Genomic DNA, 20,463 nt, shown 5'->3' on the forward strand with positions numbered 1-20,463 from the left:
CGCCACGTTCGCGCGGCGGCAGCCAGGCGAAGGCCGCGCGCAGCGCCGGCAGCGCTATGACGAAGTCTTCGCCGACCAACCCCTGCACCAGCGCGTCCAGACCGGCGGTGAAACTGTCCTCACTGGCCAACTGGTCGCGCGCCAGCGCGAGCAGCCCGGCCAACGCATCGCCGACCTGGGCCGGCGCGAACTGCTGCAGCAGGGCGGTGGCCTGGGTGGCAGCCACCGGCGGGGCTCCCTCGACACGCTCGGCCAGTCCGATCAGCGCACCCAGCGCCGCACCCCGGCTGACCGGTGCGGCGTCGGCATTGGTGAGCACGCGGTGCCACACCGCCAGGGCGCGCGGCGGTTCGATCTGCAATGCACCCGGAACACCCTCGGCGTGATCGGCCACTGCATCGAGCACGAGCCGTCGCAAGGCCTGATGTCCCTGCACGTGCGCATCCACCTCGGCGGCAGAAACGCCACCGGGTGCTTCCAGCAGCCACAGTGCGCGGTCCACGCCCGCCACCAGCACCACGTCCAGCGCAGGCGCTTCGCTCAGGCCGATTCGATGCCCGTGCCGGCGCAGCAGTTCCAGGTCGCCCAGCGCCGGGGCCAGCACATCGAACCGGGCCGCTGCAGCGATGGCGGTGGAGAGATCCTCCAGCACACCTGCGCTCACGGCGGTCAGCCCCGCCCACGCGGCCCGGTTGAGCAGGGCCACCAGCCGGGCAATGTCGCTGCCATCCCGACGCAGGTCGGCTTCCAGGCGGGCACGCGCCGCATCGTGCAGCGTGGCCCCCCAGGCACCGGCCTCGATCAGCGCGGCGTGCTGCTCGACCGGTCGCGCCAAGGTCCAGCGTTCCTCGACCTCGTCACTGATGGCGCGCGCCGGGCCCTGGGTGCGCGTGACACCGGGAATCTGCAGGAGCGCGAGTTGATGCAGCACGCGGCTGCGCGCACGGTCGGCGGGATCGAGCAGATCCAGCGTGGCGGTGCCGGGCAGCGACAGTCCCTGCCCGGCCAGGATGGCGGCGATGTCGGCCAGCAGCGGTGGCTGCGGCGTGCCCGGTGCCAGTTCGCCCTGCTGGTCCCCGGCCAGCACGTCCATCACCTGCACCAGCACCGGGTCGGTGCCGGCACGCAACGGGCCGCGGTAGGTCCACGGCAGCGGTGCATCCAGCGCGTCCTTGACCAGTGCGCCGGCCAGCGCATCCAGCCAGTCCACACGCTGCGGCCGGCGGTGGCCGCGCAGGCGTGCCAGACCCTCGGCGCGCACCTGCACGCCGATCAGGTCGGCGGTGGACGCGGGGAGCCCTTTCTTGCGCAGGCGGTGCATGACCGCCCGCAGCAGATGCCGGGGTGCATCCTGGCCGTGCTGCCAGCACCCTTCGTACCAGGCCGGGGATGGCATGCCCGAGGCATACCCGGCAAACGCGTCCAGCCGCTTGAAGCTGTACGGCACCAGATAGGAGCCGTGGCGGCTGTCGGCGGCGGCCGGCTGCGGCACGGGAGGCGGTTCTGTGGCGGCCGGTTGCTGCGGCCACAAGGCCTGCAGCATCGGCGCGTGATAGCCACCGCACACCACCAGCACGGGTTGCGCGACGGCGGCGGGCTGCCGCATGGCCCAGGCGATCCACGCGGCCATCATCTGTTCGCGGGCCTGGTTGCCGAGCGTGCCGCGGTCCTGACCGCGCAGGTGGATGAAGTACTGGCTCAGCTGTTCGGCCAGCGCATCGTCATCGTCGGTGTCCTCGAACAGGTGGTCCCACAGTGCGTCGCGGCCCTGCACGGCCAGCTGTGCGCTCAGCGCCTGCTCGTAGTCTTCGGCGCGCGCCTCATGCGCGTTGTCGGCGCTGTCGGCATAACGGTTCTCGAGCCCGGCGAACGCGTCGTGCCAGGCCGGCAGGTCGATGAAGCGGACGCAGGCCTCCACCTCGTTGCCGACCTGCAGTGCCTGCCATTCCGGCGAATGCGCGGCGAACGGGGTCCATGAGCCGTGATGGCGCTGGTCGTCGGACAAGTGGCTGTAGATCGCCAGCGGCAGGCGATGCGGCAGCTGCAGCTCGGCCAGGCGTTCGTTGAAATCGGCGGGGCCTTCAATCAGCACGAACGCCGGGCGCAGCGCGCGGATGCGCGCCGCCACCAGCCGGGCGCAGGCCGGGCTGTGGTGGCGCACGCCGATGATGTGCGGGGAACGGCTCACGGCAGGCGGTGACGTGCCTCGAAGTAGGCGCGCCACGCCGGACCTTCGCGGCGGGCGACGGTGTGTTCGAAGTAACGGCGCAGCTTGGCGCGGTCGTCGGCGTTGTCCTTGACCACGGTGCCGGCAATGCACTCGACCAGATCGGCCGGTGACCCTTCGCGCTGCTCCAGGAACCAGGCGCGCACGCCGACCGCATGGGCGACGTTGACCGCCTCGGCGGTGGACATCACCGCGTTGAGCCGGTCCATGGCCTTGTCGCTGCCCTGCGCGGCCTGCCCACCGCCGCGCAGATCGCGGAACGTGTTGACCAGCAGCTCGAGCACCGGCACCGGCACGCTGGCCGGAATGCCACTGCGCTCGAGCAGGCGCGCGGAGGCCTGCTGCACCAGTGCCAGTTCGTGGTCGAAGTCGAGGATGGGGGCGACGGTTTCGAAGTCGAAGCGACGCTTGAGCGCGGCGCTCATCTCGTTCACGCCGCGGTCGCGGGTGTTGGCGGTGGCGATGATGTTGAAACCGTCGCGCGCGTACAGCATGGCGTGCTCGCCCTCCAGCTCGGGCACGGCCATGACCCGGTCAGAGAGCATGCCGAGCAGGCAGTCCTGCACTTCCTGCGGCGCACGGGTGATTTCCTCGAAGCGCACGATGCGGCCATCGCGCATGCCCTGGTACAGCGGGGCCGGCACCATCGCGCGCGGGCTGGGACCTTCGTTGATCAGCAGCGCGTAGTTCCAGCCGTACTTGATCTGGTCTTCGGTGGTGGAGGCACCGCCCTGGATGGTCAGGGTGGACACGCCGCTGATCGCGGCGGCCAGCAGTTCGGACAGCAACGACTTGGCGGTGCCGGGTTCGCCCACCAGCATCAGGCCGCGCCCGGTGGCAAGGGTGACCAGCATGCGTTCGATACTGGCCACCGGCGCGACCACTTTGGCGGTGGTGCCCAGTGCGGCGTCACCCAGGATGAAGGCGCGTGCCGCACGCAGGCTGAGCGCCCAGCCCGGCGGACGGGCATGGGAATCAGCGTCGCGCAGCCGGATCAGCTCGTCCGCATACAGCAGTTCGGCAGGGGGGCGCTGCAATTCGGCAACCGGTGCTTCAGCGGTGGATGGGGAGCGTTTGGCCATGAGGGGGTTTCCGGGAGAACGTATAAGGGCACCGCGCGGACGCGGTGCGTCAGGCTCAGGCGCGCAGCGCCTCCAGGTCGCGGATCAGTTCACTGGTGGCAATGTCGTCGAGCCCGGTCAACGGGTCGGGATCGCGCATCTCGCCCCAGCTGCCGGCCTTGCCGTACTGCACGTCGCCCAGTTCCTGCTCCGGATACTCGTTGACCATGCCGACGATGATGCCGGGGTCCAACAGCAGCTCGATCACCTTGCCGTCGCCCAACGGTTTGGTGAAGTACCAGATGCCGCCGCCATCCTGCGCCATGCCGCGTCGCCAGCCCTTGTTGACCAGCCCGAGCACGCGGCCGGTGGGCACCTTGGCCCCCTTCCAGCGCAGCAGCTTGGTGACTGCACGTTCGCTGGCCTCCAGGCTGTAGGTATCACGCCCGATCTGCGCGAACGGCTGCAGCAGTTCGTAGTCGGCCAGCAGCTGCCCGAAGGCCGCGGCATCGGCGGCATCCAGTTCCAGTGCATGCGGCACGCCGATGCGCAGATGCTCGCCTTCCGGCAACGCGAAGCTGTCATCGTCGGCCGTGGTGTAGCTGCCGTCCTCGGCCACGCGGAAGCAGGCCTGCAGCACACCGCCGTGCTGATGGCCCGGCTCCACCGCATACACGCCCCACACCAGGCGCTGCACCAGGTGGCGCAGCAGCGGATGCTCGACCAGGAAGGTGCGGAACAGCCCGGGGGTCCAGCGGCGGCGCGCGCACATCGCCAGTTCCAGGCGCAGCACCTGCTGGCTGGCAATGGTGCGCACGTCCTTCTTCAGGGTCTTGAAGCGCTCCACGGCTTCGGCCGCCAAGGCTGCATCGTCGGTCTTCTTCGGCTTCGGCAGATCGGGCAGGCGCGCGCCATCGACGCCGTCGGTATGTTCGCGCACGTAGGGCTTGAGCGCTTCGTCGAAGCCGACCTTGAAGGCGCGCGGGCCGAAGTCGAGTTGCAAGGTGCCATGCTCGTCCAGCCCCAGGTCGGGGGCCAGGCGGTCTTCCAGCTCCTCGGTGCTGAGCTGGCGGGCCTCGGCGATGGCGGCGATCTTCTCGCGCGCCTTGTCCTGCAGCCCCTTGAACTTGACCTTCTGGGCGATGCCGTTGATCTGCATCAGCGCCACGTCCGAACCGATCGCGGCCAGCACATCCAGCCCGGTCACCGCGCGCGCGTGCGCCGATTCACCTGGCCAGGCGCGGATGAAAGGCGTGAGGCGGCGCGCGGTGTCGTCGTTGCCGAAATGTGCCAGCGCCTGCAGCGCCCAGCCTTCCTTGCCGGGTGCACCGGCATTGAGCCAGGCCCCGAACAGATCCCAGCTGAAATCGGCCAGGCTGTCGGCGCGGCAGGCGTCCGCTACCTGCGGAATACCGGCGTAGATTTCTTCGTTGGTCGGGAAGGTGAGCATCTGGCCCAACGCCTGCAGGGCGTCATCGCCCAGCGCCTTGCCGTTGTGCAGGACTGGACGCCGCCAGCCGCTGGGGTTCCAGAATGTCGGCAGCGCGGTGCGCTTGCCGGGGAAGCGGTCGAGCGGGTTTTCGTCCATCACCCGTTCCAGCCCTTCCAGCACGGCCGGGTCGTTGTAGCGGCCGGCCACCTCGCGCAGCAGTGCCTCGTGGCCGTTCAACCACAACAGGCGCAAGGCGCTGGCGGCGGAATCGCGGGCTTCACCGGTTTTGCCCAGCGCAGCCGGCAGCAAGCCTACGGCGGCATGTTCGGGATGGCGCAGCAACCAGGTGCGGCCGGCCTCGCGGACGGATTTGAGTCGGGCGAAGGCACGTGCGGCTGTGGGGGCCAGTTCCACTGCGCCGATCGCCAGCGCGCGCGGCAGGCAGTCCATGGGCTTGTTGCGCACCAGCGCAGCCACGGCCGGCAGCACTGCCAGGCCGTGCATGGCAACCATGCGGCTGATGTCATCGCTGCTGATACCGCTGTCGCTGACGATGTCATCCGCAATGGCGTTCCAGAACGGCACTGCCATGCCTTCCGGCAGCGTGGTGATCACCTCTGTGCGCACGGACAGCCAGAAGTACTGCTGGCGGCGGCGCGCGACGATCATCTCGCGCCAGATGCGGACGAGGCCGTCGGTGTCGCGTTGCGCGATGGCAGCCACCGCCTGTTCGGTCAAGGGTTTCAGGTAATCCAGGTGCGACCAGAAGCCCAGCTGCGAAACCAGCTCGGCCGGGTCGTCGCGGCATTGCTGCAGCCGCTTGGCGGTCCAGCCGGTTTCTTCCAGCGCAGCCTCGCGGCTGCCGGGATCCCATAGCTCACGCGGTGCCAGTGGCAGCGGCTGCAATTGCTGCACGGCGGCCGATTTTTTCTGCTTGGCCGCCAGCCACGGTGGGGCGGCCAGCACTGCCGGCAGTTCGTTCGCTGCGGCGACCTCGGAAGGTCCCTTCAGGATGGCGCGCTGGCGTTCCAGCGTGGCCCGTTCGGCCGGCTCCAGCCACGGCAGCACGTCGTCAACCGTGTCCCCCAGGCTGCGCAGCAACTGCACCACGTTGGGCATCAGCAGGCCGGCATCCTTGCCGCCGGGGGCAACCACGCGCAGCAGGCCGACCAGCGCCGCCTGCGGCCAGCGGCTGACCGCCAGCGACAGGTTGGCCAGTGATTGTTTGGAGGTGCTGGCGACGCGGGCCAACGCTTCGACGGCTTCCGGGGTGCCGATCTGGGTCAGGCCCTTGCCGGCCGCATCGCGCTCGGCATGTCGCGCCAGCAGCTCGGTCGCCTGCAGTCCGCGTTCCAACAGCAGCGTGGAAACGGAATGTGCATCGTCCCAGAGTCCACCACCTTCAACACGGATCCTGGCCGCCGTGTTCACGGCCACGGGATCGGTGGCGATGAGCAGCAGCCAGTGGGCTGCGTCGCTTAGTGGTGCGCCGTCTGCGGCAGCAAGTACCTGGTGGGCCAGCTCAGGGCGATCGGGTACCAGCAATGCCAACGGTGGTCGGCGGCAGGCAGGTACCTGCGCCAGTGCCGTGGCGATGCGATCCACGCATTCCTGCCACACCGTTTCAGGCGCGGCGGCCAGATGATTGCGCAGCAGGTGCTCCGGCGTGGTGAGCGGCTGGTTCCAGTTGCGACCAATAGGATGGGTGGCCTGGGCATGGAAGCTGGCCAGCCGGGTACGGGCCGTCGAGTCATAGCCGCAGTCGAACTGCAGGTACTGGGTCTCCAGATACAGCTCAAGCGTGTCGCGCAGGCCATACCGGGCCAGCAGCCATTCCGTGGCGGCATGACTGGAATCGGTCATGTAGTAACCCATGTTGTACTGCGCCATCAGCAGCAACAGACGGTCGGCGTCGCGGTCCAGCGCCGGCTCCGGTCCCTTCAACCGCTGGATCAGGCGCTCTGCGGCGGGCTGCAGCGTGCTGTCAGTCCGGCTGACGTCCAGCGAGAACTGGTCGGTCACCTTCACTTCCTTCCAGCATGCGGCGTCTGGCACCGTCAGGACTGGCGCAAAGCGCCGCGAGGCGTACATGCCCAGTCGATCCTGCTGGGTGATGTGCAGGGGCTCACCCGGGCGCAGCCATGGCGGCAGCGTTTCGTCGCCGCTCGCCCCCGGGCCAACCGCCGCCGGCACGGCGCGTAACCAGTCGGCAGGGAGAGCGGCGGCGATGTCCTGCACCTTGTCAGCGAGCTTGCTGCTCCACTGGTTGAGCAGGCGGGTAGACGACAGTGCGTTCCATACCAGCTTGGCGGCCTCCTCACTGATGCCGCCGCGCCTGCGCAGCTGGGCCACAGTCAGTACGTCACCGGTTTTCAGGCTGCCGTCCAGGATGGACAGACGGATGCTTTCAAAGCCGCGTGCCGCCTGGTCGTCCACCGGCTCGACGGGTTCAGAGGGTTCCGGTGCGGCAGCCGGTTGCGTTGCGTCGGCTTTGGCCGCTTTGGCAGGCCTGGCAGGTTTGGCGGCCTTGGCCGGGGTCACCGGCGATGCAGCGCTGCCGGCCTCGACACCGCTTTCGGTGTAGCCCTTGCCGGTCTTTTCGGTGACCAGCTTGGTCAGCGCCGCTGCTGCCTTGGCCTCGTCAGCGAATGACTTGGTCTGGCTCTGTCCCTGGGTACCGATGCGGCCCCAGCGGATGTTCAGATCGCTGCCGTCCTGTTCCACTTCCCAGAACTTGCTGGAAGTGCCTTCGACCAGTTCGAATCGCCGCATTGCGTCCCTGCCTTGTTGTTCCCCGTGCGGCCACACCGGCGCGACCGCATCCCTCGGTCCGGATCGTTGGCGATCCGCAGGCCTCAAGCATACCGGGGAACCATGGCAGCGGCACGACGCCGCCGCTGTCAGCGGGCCCGCAGCAGGCGCAACCCGAACGCGGGTGCCTGCGCGTCCCAGCGGTGGGTAACCTGCAGCCCGGCCTCGGCGGCCAGCGCGGCAAAGCTGGCCTCGGTGTACTTGTGGCTGTACTCCACGCGCATGGCTTCACCGGCGGCGAAATCGAAGGTCCGCCCGCCCACGTGCACCTGCTGGTCGCGCAGGCTCACCAGGTCGGTTTCGATGCGCAGCCGTTCCACGCTGTAGCGGGCCCGGTGGGCGAAGCCCTCGAGGTCGAAGTCGCTGCCGATCTCGCGGTTGAGCCGGCGCAGCAGGTTCAGGGTGAACTCGGCGGTGACCCCGGCGGCATCGTTGTAGGCCGCTTCGATCAGCGCCGGGTCCTTGTGCAGGTCGATGCCGATCAGGGCCAAGCCGCCCTCGCCCATGGTCTGTCGCATGGCGCGCAGCAGGGCAACCGCCTCGGCACCGGCGAAATTGCCCAGGGTGGAGCCGGGGAAGAACACCAGCCGCCGCGCCGGTTCGCGCTCCGGCTCCGGCAACTGCACCGCGCGGGTGAAGTCGGCACACACGGGCAGCATCTCGATCTCCGGCAACGCCGGGGCCAGCCGGGCGACGCTGTCGAGCAGGGCCGCGCGGGAGATCTCGATCGGGGTGTAGGCCACCGGGTCTACCAGCGCCTGCAGCAGGATTTCGGTCTTGCGACCACTGCCGCTGCCGAGCTCGACCACGTGCAGGTGCGGCCCGACCACGGCGGCAATGTCGGCAGCGCGATCCTGCAGCAGACCCAGCTCGGTGCGCGTGGGGTAGTACTCGGGCTGGCGCGTGATCTGCTCGAACAGAGCCGAACCACGCGCGTCGTAGAAGTACTTGGAGGGCAGCTGGCGCGGATGCTGCGACAGCCCGTGCAGGATGTCGGTGGTGATCCGGGCGCGGTCGGGCTGCAGGTCGGTGAGCGCGTCGAGCGCGTCGCTGACGGTGCTCATGCCAGCCCCCGGGCCAGGCGCAGGCCGGCGAACTGCCAGCGCGCCGACGGTGCAAAGAAGTTCCGGTAGCTGGCCCGCACGTGCCCGGCGGGGGTGGCACAGCTGCCACCGCGCAGAATCCACTGCCCGCACATGAACTTGCCGTTGTACTCGCCGAGGTTGCCCGCGAACGGCTGGAAGCCGGGATAGGCCCCATAGGCGCTGCTGGTCCACTCCCAGACGTCGCCGAACAGCTGCAGTGGTTGCGCGGGATCGACACCTTCGCCCGTAAACGCCCGCGGATGCAGAAGGTCGTCGTCGGCGAAGTTGCCCTGCACCGGGAGGGACTGTGCGACCGCTTCCCATTCGAACTCGGTGGGCAGGCGTGCGCCCGCCCAGCGGGCGTAGGCGTCGGCCTCGAAGTAGCTGAGGTGGCAGACCGGAGCATCGGGATCGATCGCGCGCCAGCCGCCCAGGGTGAACTCACGCTCGAGGCCGTCGTCCCAGTACAGCGGGTGCTGCCAGCCTTCGCTCTGGACCAGGGTCCAGCCCTCGCTCATCCAGTGCGCGGCCTGGCGGTAGCCGCCATCGAGGATGAAGGCCCGGTACTCGGCATTGCTGACCGGTCGGTTGGCCAATACATGCGCGGGAACGAGTACGCGGTGCACCGGGGATTCGTTGTCATAAGCGAAGCCAGGGTGTGCCGGCCACGCCGGCGCACCGATCTCGACGATGCACTCCTCTGCCGGCAGCCAGCGCATCGGCAGGGCGGCACCGGTGCTGCGCTTGAGGTCGTCGCGGTAGGCGGGCTGCAGCGGATTGCACCAGAGCGCGTGCTTGATGTCGGTGAGCAGCAGTTCCTGGTGCTGCTGTTCGTGGTGCAGGCCGAGCAGCAGCTGGTGACGTGCCTGGCTGTCGAGCGCGTCGCGCTGCAGCAGATCGATGACCTGCTCATCGACGCGCTGGCGATAGTCGCGCACCGCCTCCAGCGATGGCCGCGACAGCAGGCCACGCTGCGGGCGCGCATGCGCCGGGCCGATGCTCTGGTAGTAACTGTTGAACAGGTAATGCCAGTCGGCATTGAATGGCGCATGGCCCGGTTGACTGCCAAGCACGAAGCGCTCGAAGAACCAGCTGGTGTGTGCCAGATGCCACTTGGTCGGGCTGGCATCGGCCATGCTCTGGACCATGGCATCTTCGGCGCTGAGCGGCGCGGCCAGGGCGAGACTGCGGGCGCGGACGGCGCGGTAATGCTCGGCCAGCGCGAGGGCGGCCTGCGGTATTGCGGCGACAGTTTTCATCGCCTCAGGATCAGCCAGCGACGGTGAGCGCACCGTCATGGCGGCCCTCACGTTGTGTTACAGCGGCGAGGTGAATAGGCGGATCGGGTAACGATCAGGGCAGCGCGTCGAGATAGAGCCAGCGCCCGTCAATGCGCTCGAAGCGGCTGTGTTCCTGCATCTTCACCGCGCTGCCGCCCCCCACCTTGTAGCGGGCGGTGAAACGGACCTGGGCATGGTCGGCATCGGGCTGGGTGTGTTCGTGCACGGTAAGCCCGAGCCAGCGGGTGCGCTGGCTGGGTGCTTCATCGAAGCCGAGGCTTTCCGGGCGGGTCTGCGGGTGCCAGCTGGCGAGCAGATAGTCGGCACGCTCCTGCACATAGGCGGTGTAGCGCGAGCGCATCAGGGTCTCGGCATCCGGGGCGATGGCCCCTTCGTGGTACTGGCCGCAGCAGGCGGCATAAGGCAGCGGGCGACCGCAGGGGCAGGTATCGGCAGGGGCTTTGCTCATGCGGCCATTGTGCCCGGAACGGCGTATGCTGGCGCGCCTTTCCCTGCGAAGTCCGTGCCGTGCTGGAGCTGGTTCCCCCCGAGTTGTGGTGGTTGGTGGCGATTGCATTCATTGCCGGTCTGGTGGACGCGGCCGTAGGTGGCGGGGGTCTGGTGCAGCTGCCGGGCCTGTTCACGGTGTTGCCGCAGCACACGCCGGCGATGCTCTTCGGCACCAACAAGTTCAGCTCGATGTTCGGCACGGCGGCGGCGGCGTGGCGTTATGCGCGCAACGTGCGTTTCCCGTGGAAGCCGGTGTTGTTCGCGGCGGGCACGGCGTTCGTGTTTTCGTTCGCGGGGGCCACAGCGGTCAGCCTGTTACCCAAGGACGCGGTGCGCCCGCTGGTGCTGGTGCTGCTGATCGCGATGCTGGGCTACACGTTGTGGAAGAAGGACTTCGGTGCACTGCACCGCCCGCGCGAGATCGGCCGCAAGGAGCTGTGGACGGCGCTGGCGATCGGCGCGGCGATCGGCTTCTACGATGGCTTCTTCGGCCCGGGCACGGGCAGCTTCCTGATCTTCCTGTTCGTGCGCTTCTTCGGGTTGGATTTCCTGCGCGCGTCGGCGGCCTCGAAGGTGGTGAACCTGGCGACCAACGTCGCCGCGATCTCGTTTTTCGTACCGACCGGCAACATCCTGTGGCTGTTCGCGCTGCCGATGGCGGCGGCCAACATCACCGGCTCCGTGGTCGGGACACGCCTGGCCCTGCGCGGCGGCACCCCCTTCATCCGCAAGCTGTTCGTCGGCCTGGTGGTGGTGCTGATTGCGCGGATGGGTTGGGATACGTTCGCCGGGTGATTCCTGGGGTTCCTGCGGTTGCAGAATCTACGTATCGCCGGGCTGTGCCCGGCTGCTGTTGGATTTTGGCGAACAGCCGGTGGTCATCTGATCCCTGTGTTGGCGGATCGGGATGGGCGTTCCGGGGGACGGCGTGAATCCGTCCATGGAGCCTCGATCGCCGCATCCATGCGGCTCACGCCCCCTCCAGCCCACCCCGAACCGCCACGACGGCGTTTCGGTGGCCACGAGAGATCAACGGCAGAATCGCGTTTTCCGGCCGCATTGTGCGATGCATGAGAGGGGGCCTACGGGTGACCCCTGGAGGGACACTCCACGGCATGGATGCCGTGGAGTAGCCTACATGGACGTACTTGCGGCGTGTCCCGGAACGGGGTTGCCCGTAGGCCCCCAGCACGTACAAACCGAAACGCCGCTGTTCGCGATCATGCCTCGACTTCAGCAGCCTGACGTGAGCGCTCTGGCAGCTTCAGGCGCTTGCCCTCTTCGTCGTACTCGATCAGCAGTACGCCGGAATCGTGGCGGCCGCTGATTTCGACGAAACAGGCGCCGCCGATGAAGGGCTCGAGCGTCATCACCGACTTCAGCGGGGTGGCGACCACCATCTGGAATCCGAAGTTGTCGAAGATGTTCATCGCCAGCGCGGTGAACTCGTTGTCGGCCTTGTCGAAGGCTTCGTCCAGCACCACGGCTGCATAGCTGGGCAGCTGGCTCTCCGCGCCACCGAGCTGGTAACGCAATGCCGCCGCCAGACACGTGGTCGCCAGCTTCTGGCGCTGGCCGCCCGACTTGCCCGCACCGCTTCGATAGATTTCCACCTGCTGGCGCGTGGCCGCGTCCAGCTCGACGCCGATGAACTCCACGTGCAGGCGGACGTCCAGCACGTTCTCGCGCCAGCGCTTGTCTTCGCCTTCCTGTGAGCCCAACCGCTTCACCAGTTCACGCAGCACCGCGAACTGGGCTTCGGCCACTTCGCGCTGTTCCGTCTGGTGGTGCGAGAGCACGTCACGCAACTGCTGATGGAATTCCAGCACTTCCGGCAGACGGCGGTCGCTCAGCTCGATGGTGAGCAGCGTGCCACGGTTGAACGGCACCTGTTCCAGGCTGGCGTTCACTTCGTCCAGGCGCTGGCCAATCGACTTGCGCGCCTCGGCACTGTGGCGCTGCAGGGCCAGCAGGTTGTTCTTGCTCTGGTTCTGCAGCAGGTCGAAGAAGCGCTCTTCGTGCTGCGGCAGGCCATCGCGTTCCAGGCGCGCCAAGCGGGCGAGGAAGTCGTCCGCCGAGGCCACCGACACGGTGAAGTCGCCGGACTCTTCCGGCCAACCCTGCACGAAGCGGCGGAAGCAGCCCAGCAGCAGGTTCTCGACCTTGTTCACGTCCTGCTGCGAGGACGACAACTGTTCGTTGAGCGCGTTGCTGATCTGGCGCATGTTCGCTTCGAGCGTTTCCAGGCTCAGCGGTCCCATCGCCTCCACGCGCTGCTGCAGGCCGGCTTCCTGGGTGCTGCCCAGTGCCGGCAACACCAGCGCCCGGCTCTGCTGGCGGGCACGATCCAGGCGATCACGTTCCTTGACCAGCTGGCCGCGCTCGACGCGGGTGTCTTCGTAGGTGCGGCGGGCCTGCTCGATGTCAGCACGGGTGGCGTCGATCTGCTTGGCCAGGCGCGCCAGGTCGGCGTTGCCTTCGCGCAGTTCGCGCAGGTTGGCCTCGACGTCGGACAGACGCTGCAGCGGGGTGGCGACGTCGATTTCGTCCCAGCCCAGGTTGACCAGCTGGTTGCAGGCCAGGCGGCGATCATTGTCGCTTTCGCGCTGCGAGCGCAGCTGCGCGATGTCGGCGTCGCAGCCGGCAATGCGCTTGGCCAGCTCCTGGCCTTCCTTCTGGTACACCGCCAGCTTGTCGCGGTTGTTGAAGCCCAGCAGCCAGCGGCGACGATCGTTGACCGCGCTGCGGTCGTCCTTCTCGAAGCGATCGCCCGGGTGTTTGACCTGGCCTTCCTTGGTGATGCCGCGCTCGACGTTGCGCAGCTCGCGAGCATCCACGCACTCGTAGTCGAAGCGCTTGCCCAGCTCGCGGCGCAGCCACGGCTCGAAGCTGCTGTCGCGCAGGTCCAGCTTGTGCAGCAGCGAACGTGCCGACGGCGAACGCGCCAGCGCCTCGTCGTTGCGACGCACACGGTAGAAGGTGAAGCGCATGCCGAGGTGGGTGCGGTTCACCCAGTCGGCGACTTCGTTGTAGTGGCGGTCATCGACCAGCAGCGACTGCGCGAAGGCGAACAGCACGCGCTCGATCGCGCCCTGCCATGCGGCCTGGTCCTGGCGGACCTGGATCAGTTCACCGACAAACGGCAGCGCCGCTTCCGGCACGCCGGTTTCCTCGGCCAGCCGTGCACGCAGCTTCTGCAGCGGCGCGGGAATGCTGGACGGATTGTGCTCCATCGCTTCCAGCTCGCTGCGCACTTCGGCGAAGCGGCGCTCGTCGTCACGCTTGCCACCCAGCCGTTCGCTGATTGCATCATCCAGCGCGGCCGAGGCGCGCTGACGGTCCTGCAGCTCACCCTGGGCCTGGTCGATCAGCTCGGCAAACGCCTGCGCCGTGTCCGGCAGCGTCGCCTGCAGCTTCTGCGCCGATTGGCGCGCCTGCTCGCGCTTGGCCTGGCGGCGGTCGCGCTCGGCCTCGGCGCGGCCCTGTTCGCGTTCCAGCTCTTCGATCCGTTCACCGCCCTGCTGGCGGCGCTGCAGTTCGAGCTCGCCCAGGCGCTCGGTGTGGTTGTCCAGCGCAGCACGACGCTGCGCCTCTTCGCCGAGCAGGCCACGGTCGCGGACTTCCAGCTCGTGCAGGCGCGCTTCCAGCAGCTGCTGGCGGCGGTTCTCGCGGAAGCTGTCGATGCCCAGCTTCAGCAGTTCCTCGTCGCCACGGCGACGGTGCATGGCCTTGAGCTCGTTGTAGTGCTCGCGCGCCGGCAGCAGGGTTTCGACCTGACGCCGCGCGGTGACCACGGCCTGGTGCGCACCGTCGAGCTCGGCGAAGTCATTCACCAGCCGCTCGGCGGCGTTGAAGGTATTGGGCGTGTCCAGCATGAAGTCACGCAGGAACACGTTCAGATCACCCAGGTTCTTGGCCGACTGGGTCTTGTGCAGCAGGCGCAGCGCCATCTCGTTGTCGATGCCGAGCAGGTGGCGGAAGCGTTCCGCATAGCCGGCGAAACTGTCGAAATGATGCACGTCGGCCAGACGCTGCTTGAGCTTGCGCAGGTCGAGATCGAAACCGCCCAGGTCCTTGGCAATGTCGAACGGGCGTTCGGCGACCAGATAGTGCTTGCGCACGTCGGCGGCGGCGGCACCATTGCCGGAGATCCAGAACAGACGCACCAGGCTGACCACGCGGCCATCACCGCTGCGGTATTCCAGCACCAGCGCGGTCCAGGTCGCGCCCTTGCGCAGGTACTGGGTGGCGATTTCGCCGGTGCCCTTGTCCTGCTGGTCGGCCCACGCGCCGCGCACGTACGAGACCAGGTTGCGGTCGCGACCACTGCGCTCGGCCTCGCGGGCGGCGGCATTGAAGTCGACGATGGCCGGCGGCACCAGCACTGCCGACATCGCATCGAGCAGGGTCGACTTGCCGGAGCCGGAGCGGCCCACGAACAGGAAGCCCTTCTCGGCAATCGGCACTTCGGTCAGGCCGTTGAAGGTGCCCCAGTTGTGGACCTGCAGGCGGCGCATGCGGAACTGCTGCAGGCGCGGGTCGGGCAGGCCGTCGGTGAACAGGGAGGGCGTGTGCTTGGAAATAGCCATGTGGAACTCTCTCAGGCCTCGGCAGCCGGGGTGTCGCGCAGCTGGCGGTACACCGTGGACAACGCGGAGACGTCTTCAGCGGAGAACAGCAGCTTCAGCGCCGGCGACACTTCATGTCGGTCTTCCTGACCGGCCAGGCGGGTCAGGATGTGGGTGTCCTTCATCTTCTGCACGGCGGCCGCGACGCGGCGGTTGAAACCGGCGCGGTCGGTGGACAGGTTCTTCTCATAGATGGCGAGCGCTTCGGCCATTTCCGCATCGGCGACCACCGCACGGTTACCACGCGCGTCCGCTTCGGCCAGCTGCTGACGCAGGTACAGCAGCAGCACCGAATCAATGAAGGTCAGCGGCGAGGTGCGCAGCAGCACCGGTGCATCCACGTCTTCGGTATCGGCCTGGCGGGTGAAGGCCACGCCACTGTCGCGGTCGAGCACCAGTTCCAGGAACAGGTCCGACAGCGCCGAGCGGATCGCCGCTTCGCTGCGGATCAGTGCCGGCCACAGCTTGGCGTGACGCAGCTGGTCGATGCTGGGCCCGATCAGCAGCTGGCACAGCGCGCGGCGTGCATCCAGCGGCAGCCGGCCGGTGTCGCCCAGGTAGTAGACGTCGTTGCCGCGTTTGGGCAGCGGGGTGACCACCACCGGTTCCGCGTCGTACAGGTCATCCACGGTCGCTTCGTTCTCAGCGCCCGTGTCAGTGGAATTTTCATGCCAGTTCATGGCGTTTCTCCTGGGTGAACCAAACCAGCGGGATGCGGGCACGTCGCCACTGTCCATCGCCGCCACGCCAATGTGCGGTTTCCTGTTCGCCGTCCACCACCACACCGTGGCGGGTGCCCAGCGACAGATAGCCGATCACGCTGCCCAGCCCCTGCGGCGCTTCGCGCTGCGACAGGGCCTGGGCGATGCTCAGTTTCGGCTGCGCGCCGAGCAGTTCATGCAGATCGCGGCGCAGCGTGCGGAAGTCGATTTCCGAGGACGCGACCAGGTCGCCCACGCTTTCCAGGCTGATCGCCGCCGCATCGTTGCGCAGCACGCTGCCATCCACCTGGGCGGTGCGCGGATCGTGCAGTTTCCACTGCGACCACGAGCGCAGGCGGCTGGTGGTCAGCTGCAGGTCGCGGCCAATCGGGCGTTGCGCGGCAAAATCGTCGCGCAGCGCCAGCGCCTCGGACTGCGCCTGCTTGAGCAGCTGGTTGAGCCGGCGCTGTTCCAGATAGCCGCGGCTCTGCACGAAGCCACGCAGGCTGCGCGCGAAGTTCTGCAGCACATCGTGCACCTGGCCGCCGCGCTCGAGCATGGTGCCGGTGAAGCCGCGCAGGAAGGCGCGCTCGTTGCGGTCCAGCCGACGCGCGAAGCCGCGTGCCAGCACGGTTTCCAGCGCGGAATCGAGCTGGGCGCTCTGCTCGGCATCGTTGAGCAGCCGCCAGAACGCCTGGAAGCTGCGTCCAGCGTCGCTCTCGCCGATCACGTCAACGCCCTCGAACAGCTGCGACAGCACGTCGCCGCGCTCGCTTTCGTCGTCGATGATGCGTTCACGGAACTCGCGGTTGAGGCGTTCGAAGTCGTCGCGGACGCGGCGGAAGTCCTCGGTCAGGTCGTCGGCCAGGCCGATGATCTGGCGTGCGCGCTCCAGCGCGCGCTTGCCGTCCAGCGCGGCGACGCGGCCCTCGCCGACACGGGCGATTTCAGCGTCGATGCGGTCGCGCTCGTCGCGCAACGCCGACAGACGCGCATCCGGGTCCGCTTCGGTCTGCGCGGCCAGCTGCGACAGCTGCTCGATCACCAGCGCCAGCCGGCTTTCGGTGGCGGCCACGCGGCTCTGTTCCAGGCTGTCGGCAAAGCGGATCGCCTGCAGGGCCTGGGTCGAGAGTTCGTATTGCTCCTGGTCGGCCCCGTCCGGCAGACGTCGCTCCAGCCAGCCCTGGGCCAGCCAGTGCGCGATGTAGGCCTGGGCGGTCCGCGGCAGCTCGCGGGAGAGCTCCTCGCCGTTGAGCTGGTCCAGCGCGCGTTGCAGGCGCTCGTGCAGCACGGCGGCAGACAAGGTGCGCTCGCCGTCCATCAGCAGGCTCTGCAGCAGGCCGATGATTTCCGGGGCATTGGCGGCGGCCAGCAGCTTCCACTGTGGCTGCTCGCGCAGGTGACGGTAACGGGTGATGCGTTCGCGATGCTTCATGCAGCGGAAGTTCCACGCAGATCACGGCGTGGCACCAGGCCACGCCGTCGGGTCAATGCAGGGTCGGGTGCCCGCACGCGGGCGACGACCGGGCTCAGCGCTTGCCGCCCACTTCGATGAAGCGCAGGAATTCGGCGCGGGTGCGCGCGTCCTCGCGGAAGCTGCCCAGCATCTTGGAGGTGACCATGCTGACGCCACGCTTGTGGATGCCACGGGTGGTCATGCACTCGTGCGCGCCTTCCACCACCACGCCCACGCCGATCGGCTGCAGCACGTCCTGGATGCACTGGGCGATCTGCGCGGTCATCTTTTCCTGCACCTGGAAGCGGCGCGCATAGGCTTCCACCACACGGGCCAGCTTGCTGATGCCCACCACCTTGCCGTCGGGCAGGTAGCCGACGTGCACGCGGCCGATGATCGGGGCCATGTGGTGTTCGCAGTGGCTTTCGTACTCGATGTCGCGCAGCACGATCAGCTCGTCATACCCGGCCACCTCTTCAAAGGTGCGCTCCAGATAGGCGCGCGGGTCGTCCTTGTAGCCGCTGAACCAGTCGCCATAGGCTTCGGCGACGCGCCGCGGGGTATCCAGCAGCCCTTCACGGGTGGGGTCTTCGCCGGCCCAGCGCAGCAGGGTGCGCACCGCCGATTCAGCTTCGGCCTGGGAGACCGGATTCGCGTCGTTGTCTTTCTTGCTCATTGCCTACAGCACCCGGAAGGGGGGCGAGCATCGTACCCGACCGACCCCTCGGGCGTCCCCACCCCCGTTGGGGTCCGGTTGGGGTGCGGCTATTGATAGCAGACGAATTAGTAGTATCCTATCTATATTCCGAAGCGACCCCGCCCATGAAGCGCACCCTCGACGAACGCACCCAGCTGCAGATGCAGCTCAGCTCCGGCCTGCTCCATTCGGGCCGGCAGTGGCAACGTCTGGCCGACCAGGCGCTGGGCAGCTACGGCATTTCCGCGGCCTGCACCATGCCGCTGCTGATGATCGGCCGCGCCGGCGGTGGCATCCGCCAGGTCACCCTGGCCCAGCAGCTGGGCATGGAGGGCCCGTCGCTGGTGCGCCTGCTGGACAAGCTGTCGGCCAGTGACCTGGTCCGCCGCGAATGCGACGCCAGCGACCGCCGCGCCAACCTGCTGTGGCTGACCGACAAGGGCGAGGCCCTGGTCAGCGAGCTGGAAACCCAGCTGATCGGCCTGCGCCAGCAGGTGTTCGGCGAGCTCAGCACCGATGAACTGCGCACGGTGCTGAAGCTGTGGCAGCTGCTGGCCGATGCCGCCGACCGCGTGACGTAAGCCGCCGCACCCCCTGTTGTGTTGCCCGGTGCCGCCCTGCGGCGTCGGGCCTGTCCAATTCCTCCGAAAGAATTTTTGCCCGATGACCGGTGAATTCAGTCTCCACGGTGTGTTTGTCCCGACCCTGCTGGCCTTGATGCTGCTGGCCTACCTGCTCAAGAGCGGGTTGCGCGTGGTCCTGCAGCGCACCGGAGCCTACCGCCATATCTGGCACCCGCCCCTGTTCAACCTGGCCGTGTACGTGATCGTGCTCGGCGGGTTGTTTTCCCTGATGCGTTGGATGCACTCGTGAACAAGATCCTCAAGCACACCGTACCGGTCGTGGTGACCGTTGCCGCCGTCATTGCCGCCCTGCTGGTGCTGCGCACCCTGTGGACGTACTACATGGACGAACCCTGGACCCGCGACGCCCACGTGAGCGCTGACGTGGTGCAGGTCGCGCCGGACGTGTCCGGGCTGGTGGAAGCGGTGAAGGTGGCCGACAACCAGCCCGTGAAGCGCGGCGACGTGCTGTTCGTGGTCGACCGCGAGCGCTACCGCATCGCGCTGGAGCAGGCCCGCGCCACTCTGGGCGAGCGTCGCGCCAGCGTCGAGCAGCTGCGCCGCGAGACCGCCCGCGACCGCAGCCTGCAGGACCTGGTCGCCGCCGAGGACGCCGAAGTGCGCCGCGCCAAGCTGCAGGCCGCACAGGCCGGCATGGCCACCGCGCAGGCGGCGGTGGACCTGGCCGAACTGAACCTGGCGCGCACCGAAGTGCGCAGCCCCAGCGACGGTCACGTCAATGACCGCACCGTGCGCAATGGCGACTACGTGACCGCCGGCCACCCGGTGATGGCGGTGCTGGACACCGGCTCGTTCCGGATTGACGGCTACTTCGAGGAAACCCGCCTGCGCGGCGTGCATGCCGGGCAGAAGGTCGACATCCGTCTGATGGGCGAGACCCAGCCGCTGCAGGGGCATGTGCAGAGCATCGCCGCCGGCATCGAGGACCGTTACCGCAGCGAAGGCAGCAGCCTGCTGCCGAACGTGACCCCGGCCTTCGACTGGGTGCGCCTGGCCCAGCGCATTCCGGTGCGCATCCAGATTGATGCCGTGCCCGAGGGTGTGACCCTGATCGCCGGGCGTACCGCCACCGTGACCATCGAGCCGGACGCCACTGCGTCCCAGCCGGCACACCCGGCGCAGGCGGCCCTGTGAACCGGCTGCGCTTCAAGCACGTGATGCTCGGGCTGGCCGTGGCCAGCCTGAGCGCCTGCGCCACGGTCGGCCCTGACTACCAGCTGCCGTCCGGGTCTGCGTTCCAGCGGCCGGAGGCCAATGCCGCCTTCCTCGACACCGGGAACACCCAGGTCGCCGGCGGGGCTGAACTGCCGCCGCGCTGGTGGGAGCTGTATCAGGACGCCACGCTCAACGGGCTGGTCGAGCAGGCACTGCGGGACAACGTGGAACTGAAGGTGGCCGACGCACACCTGCGCCGCGCTGCCGCCGTCTACGAGCAGGCGATGGACGCCGGCGGCTTCGAGTACGAAGCCGAGGCCGGCGTCAGCCGCGCCCAGCTGTCGGCCGAATCCTTCCTGCAGGAACACGAGCTGCCGCCGATCAACCTGGCCGACGGCAAGTTCGCGGTGTCCTACCAGTTCGACCTGTTCGGCAAGCTCAAGCGCGCCGCCGAAGCCGCCCGCGCCGATGAGCAGGCCACCGCCGCCGCGATGGACCTGGCCCGGGTGTCACTGGTGGCCCAGGTCGCCGGCAGCTACGTCGAGATCTGCCACGCCAACCATGAACTGCATGTCGCCGAGCACTCGCTGGAGCTGCAGCAGCGCAGCCGCGAGGTCACCCAGCGGCTGATTGCCGCCGGCCGTGGCACGCCGCCGGAACTGGCCCGTGCCAACGCGCAGGTGGCGATGCTGGAAGCCGCCCTGCCGCCGCTGCGCGCGCAGCGCCAGGCCTCCGAATACCAGCTGAGCGCCCTGCTCGGCCGCACCCCGGGCCAG

General features: G+C 68.3%; 15 protein-coding genes. 5 read left to right on the plus strand and 10 right to left on the minus strand.

Annotated features, from left to right (window positions below; translation table 11 throughout):
• The 6 genes from RT551_RS18815 to RT551_RS18840 form a co-directional block, all read right to left on the minus strand.
• Window positions 1-2,188 (minus strand): DUF5682 family protein (locus RT551_RS18815; protein ID WP_313461327.1); only part of this gene is annotated, 2,188 nt, incomplete at its 3' end.
• The gene (locus RT551_RS18820; RefSeq protein ID WP_313461328.1) at window positions 2,185-3,309 is read right to left on the minus strand and encodes an AAA family ATPase; all 1,125 of its coding nucleotides are present in this window, start codon (window positions 3,307-3,309) and stop codon (window positions 2,185-2,187) included. The genes RT551_RS18815 and RT551_RS18820, both read right to left, overlap by 4 nt.
• A 55-nt stretch (window positions 3,310-3,364) precedes the next feature.
• Window positions 3,365-7,492: a DUF4132 domain-containing protein gene (locus RT551_RS18825; protein ID WP_313461329.1), complete on the minus strand. Its 4,128-nt coding sequence runs from the start codon at window positions 7,490-7,492 to the stop codon at window positions 3,365-3,367.
• A gap of 128 nt (window positions 7,493-7,620) precedes the next feature.
• Window positions 7,621-8,595 carry an L-histidine N(alpha)-methyltransferase gene (egtD, locus tag RT551_RS18830; protein ID WP_313461330.1) on the minus strand — a complete coding sequence of 325 codons (975 nt, stop codon included), beginning with the start codon at window positions 8,593-8,595 and terminating at the stop codon, window positions 7,621-7,623.
• Complete coding sequence (gene egtB / locus RT551_RS18835) at window positions 8,592-9,875, minus strand: ergothioneine biosynthesis protein EgtB (protein ID WP_313461340.1); 1,284 nt, start codon at window positions 9,873-9,875, stop codon at window positions 8,592-8,594. Before egtB ends, egtD begins: the two co-directional genes overlap by 4 nt.
• Before the next feature lie 94 nt (window positions 9,876-9,969).
• On the minus strand, window positions 9,970-10,365 hold the full coding sequence (locus RT551_RS18840) for a YchJ family metal-binding protein (protein WP_313461332.1): 396 nt from the start codon (window positions 10,363-10,365) through the stop codon (window positions 9,970-9,972).
• A gap of 59 nt (window positions 10,366-10,424) precedes the next feature.
• On the opposite strand from RT551_RS18840, the gene RT551_RS18845 reads away from it, so the two are divergent.
• Window positions 10,425-11,201 (plus strand): TSUP family transporter, encoded by a 777-nt coding sequence (locus RT551_RS18845; RefSeq protein WP_311193133.1) that lies wholly within the window; start codon window positions 10,425-10,427, stop codon window positions 11,199-11,201.
• 425 nt (window positions 11,202-11,626) lie between these two features.
• Here the strand turns inward: RT551_RS18845 and RT551_RS18850 are convergent, their stop codons facing one another.
• The 4 genes from RT551_RS18850 to folE all read right to left on the minus strand — a co-directional run bounded on the left by RT551_RS18850 (window position 11,627) and on the right by folE (window position 17,867).
• Window positions 11,627-14,995, minus strand: a complete 3,369-nt coding sequence (locus tag RT551_RS18850) for an ATP-binding protein (RefSeq protein WP_313461334.1) — start codon at window positions 14,993-14,995, stop codon at window positions 11,627-11,629.
• A gap of 11 nt (window positions 14,996-15,006) precedes the next feature.
• On the minus strand, window positions 15,007-15,714 hold the full coding sequence (locus RT551_RS18855) for a DUF4194 domain-containing protein (RefSeq protein ID WP_313461336.1): 708 nt from the start codon (window positions 15,712-15,714) through the stop codon (window positions 15,007-15,009).
• Window positions 15,701-17,170 carry a DUF3375 domain-containing protein gene (locus RT551_RS18860; RefSeq protein ID WP_313461337.1) on the minus strand — a complete coding sequence of 490 codons (1,470 nt, stop codon included), beginning with the start codon at window positions 17,168-17,170 and terminating at the stop codon, window positions 15,701-15,703. Before RT551_RS18860 ends, RT551_RS18855 begins: the two co-directional genes overlap by 14 nt.
• Window positions 17,171-17,264: 94 nt before the next feature.
• Complete coding sequence (folE, locus tag RT551_RS18865; RefSeq protein WP_125361243.1) at window positions 17,265-17,867, minus strand: GTP cyclohydrolase I FolE; 603 nt, start codon at window positions 17,865-17,867, stop codon at window positions 17,265-17,267.
• Window positions 17,868-18,013: 146 nt separating this feature from the next.
• On the opposite strand from folE, the gene RT551_RS18870 reads away from it, so the two are divergent.
• From RT551_RS18870 to RT551_RS18885, 4 genes are all read left to right on the plus strand, one after another.
• Window positions 18,014-18,469, plus strand: a complete 456-nt coding sequence (locus RT551_RS18870; RefSeq protein ID WP_313461338.1) for a MarR family transcriptional regulator — start codon at window positions 18,014-18,016, stop codon at window positions 18,467-18,469.
• A gap of 82 nt (window positions 18,470-18,551) precedes the next feature.
• Window positions 18,552-18,761 (plus strand): DUF1656 domain-containing protein, encoded by a 210-nt coding sequence (locus tag RT551_RS18875; protein ID WP_311193137.1) that lies wholly within the window; start codon window positions 18,552-18,554, stop codon window positions 18,759-18,761.
• Window positions 18,758-19,666, plus strand: a complete 909-nt coding sequence (locus tag RT551_RS18880; RefSeq protein WP_313461339.1) for an HlyD family secretion protein — start codon at window positions 18,758-18,760, stop codon at window positions 19,664-19,666. The genes RT551_RS18875 and RT551_RS18880 overlap by 4 nt, the downstream gene beginning before the upstream one ends.
• Window positions 19,667-19,689: 23 nt before the next feature.
• On the plus strand, window positions 19,690-20,463 hold a 774-nt coding region (locus RT551_RS18885; RefSeq protein WP_313461342.1), incomplete at its 3' end, for a TolC family protein.

Origin of the sequence: Stenotrophomonas sp., from assembly GCF_032103445.1 — a bacterium.
Classification (GTDB): Bacteria; Pseudomonadota; Gammaproteobacteria; order Xanthomonadales; family Xanthomonadaceae; genus Stenotrophomonas.

Bases quoted from the DNA above. Each gene is read 5' to 3' on its own strand.
- folE (WP_125361243.1), bottom strand. From the start codon at position 17,867: ATGAGCAAGAAAGACAACGACGCGAATCCGGTCTCCCAGGCCGAAGCT.
- RT551_RS18870 (WP_313461338.1), top strand. From the start codon at position 18,014: ATGAAGCGCACCCTCGACGAACGCACCCAGCTGCAGATGCAGCTCAGC.
- RT551_RS18840 (WP_313461332.1), bottom strand. From the start codon at position 10,365: ATGAGCAAAGCCCCTGCCGATACCTGCCCCTGCGGTCGCCCGCTGCCT.
- RT551_RS18875 (WP_311193137.1), top strand. From the start codon at position 18,552: ATGACCGGTGAATTCAGTCTCCACGGTGTGTTTGTCCCGACCCTGCTG.
- egtB (WP_313461340.1), bottom strand. From the start codon at position 9,875: ATGAAAACTGTCGCCGCAATACCGCAGGCCGCCCTCGCGCTGGCCGAG.
- egtD (WP_313461330.1), bottom strand. From the start codon at position 8,595: ATGAGCACCGTCAGCGACGCGCTCGACGCGCTCACCGACCTGCAGCCC.
- RT551_RS18850 (WP_313461334.1), bottom strand. From the start codon at position 14,995: ATGGCTATTTCCAAGCACACGCCCTCCCTGTTCACCGACGGCCTGCCC.
- RT551_RS18860 (WP_313461337.1), bottom strand. From the start codon at position 17,170: ATGAAGCATCGCGAACGCATCACCCGTTACCGTCACCTGCGCGAGCAG.
- RT551_RS18825 (WP_313461329.1), bottom strand. From the start codon at position 7,492: ATGCGGCGATTCGAACTGGTCGAAGGCACTTCCAGCAAGTTCTGGGAA.
- RT551_RS18855 (WP_313461336.1), bottom strand. From the start codon at position 15,714: ATGAACTGGCATGAAAATTCCACTGACACGGGCGCTGAGAACGAAGCG.
- RT551_RS18820 (WP_313461328.1), bottom strand. From the start codon at position 3,309: ATGGCCAAACGCTCCCCATCCACCGCTGAAGCACCGGTTGCCGAATTG.